The sequence below is a fragment of the Lacticaseibacillus chiayiensis genome, from assembly GCF_004123795.1.
Lineage (GTDB): Bacteria > Bacillota > Bacilli > Lactobacillales > Lactobacillaceae > Lacticaseibacillus > Lacticaseibacillus chiayiensis.
Genome location: NZ_MSSM01000049.1, coordinates 1 through 4,370, shown reverse-complemented (window position 1 = coordinate 4,370; position 4,370 = coordinate 1). Strand labels below are relative to the sequence as shown.

Here is a 4,370-nt window from a genome sequence, read left to right as displayed (position 1 = left end):
TGTATTAGGCACGCCGCCAGCGTTCATCCTGAGCCAGGATCAAACTCTCATATAAATATGAGCTGTTCGAATAGCTCGATTTGTTGTTCTAGCGAATTGACTTCGCAAATGTTACTTTTTGCCTCGATACCGGAGTATCAAGGACCCTGCACATTTAAACGAAACTTTGTTCAGTTTTCAAAGGACGACTTGTCAAAAGACAACTTTGATAGATTATCATGCCAACAAACGAGTGTCAACACTTTTCATTAATTAGCTTTGCAACTAGGCTATGAAGCGTCTCTATCTCTTTTCAAAAAGAAAGTTCGTTTTTGACAGCAATAATATGATACCAGTAGCCCCGCCAGCGCGCAAGCCTTTTCCTTAAAATGATTGCTAAAATTAGAATCATAAAATGGCTATCTCAAAAGGAAACCATCCACTCACTCCCAACCTTTTGTGCAAAATCAAAAAATGCAGTAATCAGGCCAACCTGAAAACCGCATCAACTGAAACGACTTAGATTTTTAGACACACACTTCGCTTCACTTTGTATGCTTTTTTGCCGATTTCATACCCAATTTAACTTGGCATTCTGGACAAATACCGTAAACTTCAAGATGATGGCCACTCACCTTAAACCCGGTTTCTTTTGCCGCAACAGCTTCGACATCCGTCACTCCTGGGTAAGTAAAATCAAAAATCTTACCACAATTCGTACAGATAGCATGGTAGTGCGGTTCAATTGGAAAATCAAAATGTGTTGCCGCATCATTGGAAGACATTTCTTCAACCAGATTAAGGTCAACCAACAAACGCAAATTATTATAAACCGTAGCAACACTCATATGCGGAAATTGCGGTGAAAGCTTTGCATAAATCATCTCTGCTGTCGGATGTGCGGTGCTGTCGATCATGTATGAAATGATCGCTTCACGCTGTGGTGTGACCCGAATCTGCTTTGCTTTGAGCAAGTTAATTGTCTTGTTATAAACCGCCTGATTCATCGCCAACCTCCTAATTTATAAACATTATCATCTAGTAAAATTGTACGCCTTTTTCTAATGTAGCACAACCTTTACTTACAAAAATTTAGAATTTCTCAGGACTGGACAAGGGCTTTGGTTACAGTGTTGTCTTAACGTCTTTCGCAACGTGGCCCTATGAAGTACCCGTCTTAAGATTAAAAAAACAGCGCCTCAGTAGGCACTGCTAAACCACAATCAAACGGTTTCTATTTCGATTCATCACTACTGTCAGCATCACTGCTGCTTTTGAGTTCAGGCGCATCGGTTTTATACTCACCGGCCAGGGACTTGCCTTTATTCTGCGCTTTCAAACTTGTTCCTTCTTTTTGGGCAGCTTTGAGTTTTTTCTTCGCATCCGCTATTTTATACGAAAAATCGCGGCGATCGACTTTTTTGAAGCCACTTGGCGTGTAGAATCTGAGAAGATCGCCATTGATGACCCGGTCCGATAACGACAATTCGGTGGTCACCCGATTGGTAGCCGCATCAACCATCTTTTTTTGACTTGCCGATAGTTTGCTGATCCTCTTGCCCGTTCTAGTATTGAAGTATCGGCTCCCTACCTTGGTGATATCGGGCGTTACAAAGTCTCCATTTCTGAATGCAACTGTTTGTGGATGGTTGGGCGATAGCAAATCAGAGCCAAATTGAACGGTATTGTCATCCTTGATACCAAGTAAATTCAAAATCGTTGGTAGCGCATCAATTTCCCCACCATACGTGTGATTAATACCGCCTTTTAGCCCTGGCATGTGAATCATAAACGGCACCCGCTGATACATGGCGTTGTCAAAGTCATTAAAGCCGGGCGTGTTCGTTAACTTGGCCATCGCTTTTTTATGGTTGTTGGAAATCCCATAATGATCGCCGTATAGCACGATCATCGACTTATCATACAATCCGGTTTCTTTTAACCAATTTAAAAATTCACCGATTGCTTGATCAAGATACCGCGCTGTCTGCACATAACCGTCCACTGTGTCGTCACCTGTGTCAGTTTTACTGATCGTCTGATTAGCCTTATCCAGAGTATACGGATAATGGTTGGTAACCGTGATCATTTTGGCATAAAACGGTTGTGGTAGCTGCTCAATATATTGAGCCGAATCTTTAAGGAAGATCTTGTCTTTCAGGCCATAGCCCACGTCATAATTCTTACCGCTTGAGAAGTAATTCTTCGAGAAGAAGTAATCATACCCCCAGGATTTATACGTGTTGTCTCGGTTCCAAAAGCTGGGTACATCCCCATGGAATGAAGCGGTAGTGTAGCCATGCTGGTCTAAAATCGCCGGAGCCGCCTGGAACGTGTTGGTTGTGCCATCTGTCACCATGGCTGCACCTTCAGGCAAGCCAAACAATGAGTTTTCCATCATCATTTCGGCGTCCGCGGTTTTACCCTGGCCAACTTGATTAAAGAAATTATCAAACGATAAGGTGTCGGATTCGTGGTACAGCTTATCCAAGTTCGGCGTAACTTCCTGGCCATCCCATTTGAAGTCGATCATAAACTGCTGCAAGCTCTCCAGATGGATAATGAAAACATTTTTGCCTTTTGCTACACCTGTGTATTCCGCATTTGGAGCGACACGATTTTTGTTTAAGTAATTCAATACTGCCTTTACATCGCTAGAATCTGCATGGGCTTTGGTGGCGCTGTTTTTGGCCGTCTTAACGCCATCGACAACCGTGTAGGCGTTCAGGCCGAGATACTTAACGATGTAGTTATTATCAAAGGTCCGAGTCAGCAAACCAGAACGATCGCTGTACGCCATCGCTAAGTTGGCACAAAACATCAACACGGCCAGTAGCGAAACGCCCAGTGCGAACCGCTTTTTGATCGGGCGAATATCCATACGAATCACTTTAAAGGCCAGCAACAAAATCAGAATCGCTACATCAACAAAAACCAGGAAATCTGTTGGGCGAACAATCCCCATGATTCCCTTGTTTAGGTTATTGGAAACTGCTCCTGACCCTTTGATCAATGCAAACGTCAAAAAGTCGGAGAATTCCCGATAGTAAAGCACATTTGCAAAAAGCCAGACAGACGTCAATGCATCAATCACCAGCATCGTGACATATGATTTTCGTCCGGACATATACAGAGCAATGCCAAAAAGAAAAAGTGTTGTCGGGATGGGGTTGATCGCTAAAATCAGATGCTGAAAGCTACCGGTGGCGCCCAAGTTAAATTTAACCTGATAAGCCCAGTAAGTCTTTGCCCAAAATAAGACAATGGCAAGTGCCAAAAAGCCGAGTCTTGTATTGAAAAAACCTCGAAGTTTAGTGCCAATCTGGTTCATTTGGAGCCTCCAAATCATTGTTTAATGTCAAAAGTATAGCACATTCGCTAGGATAACCGCTTGTTTCTAAAAAGACAAATGTTCACCATTGATTGAAGCTCAATTATGGGCAATCTTAAAGAAGCCTTAAAATGAGAAGCCCGAATATCGTGGAGAACAGGCGTTGTATTTAAGACGCGTATCATGCGAAGCTCTGCCTTCTATAACGCGCTTACCCACGCAGAAGACTGCATGTAAGAGCCTTGACGCAATGGCCAAATATTTCTTGCTCAGGATTGTTCTATTGGAGGCATAAAGCTAATTGATTTTCGCTTTCTATAACGCTTTCGCTGGCAAAGAAGCTTACATATAAGAACCTCGAACCCAAATGACCAAAGCCCAACCATTGGATTCGAGGCCATTGACACTCCGGCTTCTAACCGGGCTGGCTCATGCTCATACAAAAAGAGACAAACCCTTTCAAGTTCGTCTCGTTCGGCACTCAGACTTAAGCCTGATCGCTGTCGTTAGTATCGTTAGTGTCCTCGTCTTCATCAAAATCCATCAGATCATAGATTTCCATAGCCGCAAGATCGATGTTGTCAAACTGGAAGGTCTGGTGCGTTCCTAGTTCTTCAAGTTCATAAGTTTCGGTCTTGGGATCGTATGTCACGAGGCCCTTTTCATCACCATTTTTTTCGAAGCGGCGTGATTGCGTCTCGCCGTCGCCTGTCTGCATGGCTTCGAGGCGTTTGATGATGGCCACGAGCTGTGATTGTTTCATAAAATGGCCTCCTAATTTCCTATTTCAAGAAATAGCTTAGCATAAACCGTCGCCTCTGTGGGAGAAATATCACTATGATTTGCAGTTTTATGCACTCCCGAATTGTCAAATGAAGTGCAACAGTGAAGACCAAGAAGAAAGAAGCGGTCTATAGGTTTTGAACTTAGGGTTTTGAACTTAGGGTTTTGAACTTAGGGTTTTGAACTTAGGGTTTTGAACTTAGGGTTTTGAACTTAGGGTTTTGAACTTAGGGTTTTGAACTTAGGGTTTTGAACTTAGGGTTTTGAACTTAGGGTT

3 protein-coding genes are annotated in these 4,370 nt (G+C 43.0%); all 3 read right to left on the bottom strand.

The window, feature by feature from the left end:
* Positions 1-524: 524 nt before the first annotated feature.
* Positions 525-986: a Fur family transcriptional regulator gene (locus BVJ53_RS13880; RefSeq protein ID WP_129302913.1), complete on the bottom strand. Its 462-nt coding sequence runs from the start codon at positions 984-986 to the stop codon at positions 525-527.
* A 227-nt stretch (positions 987-1,213) separates the two neighbouring features.
* Positions 1,214-3,310, bottom strand: coding sequence for an LTA synthase family protein (locus BVJ53_RS13875; RefSeq protein WP_129302912.1), 2,097 nt, complete (start codon positions 3,308-3,310; stop codon positions 1,214-1,216).
* A gap of 487 nt (positions 3,311-3,797) precedes the next feature.
* The gene (locus BVJ53_RS13870) at positions 3,798-4,073 is read right to left on the bottom strand and encodes a YkuJ family protein (protein ID WP_010493839.1); all 276 of its coding nucleotides are present in this window, start codon (positions 4,071-4,073) and stop codon (positions 3,798-3,800) included.
* Positions 4,074-4,370 lie beyond the last annotated feature (297 nt).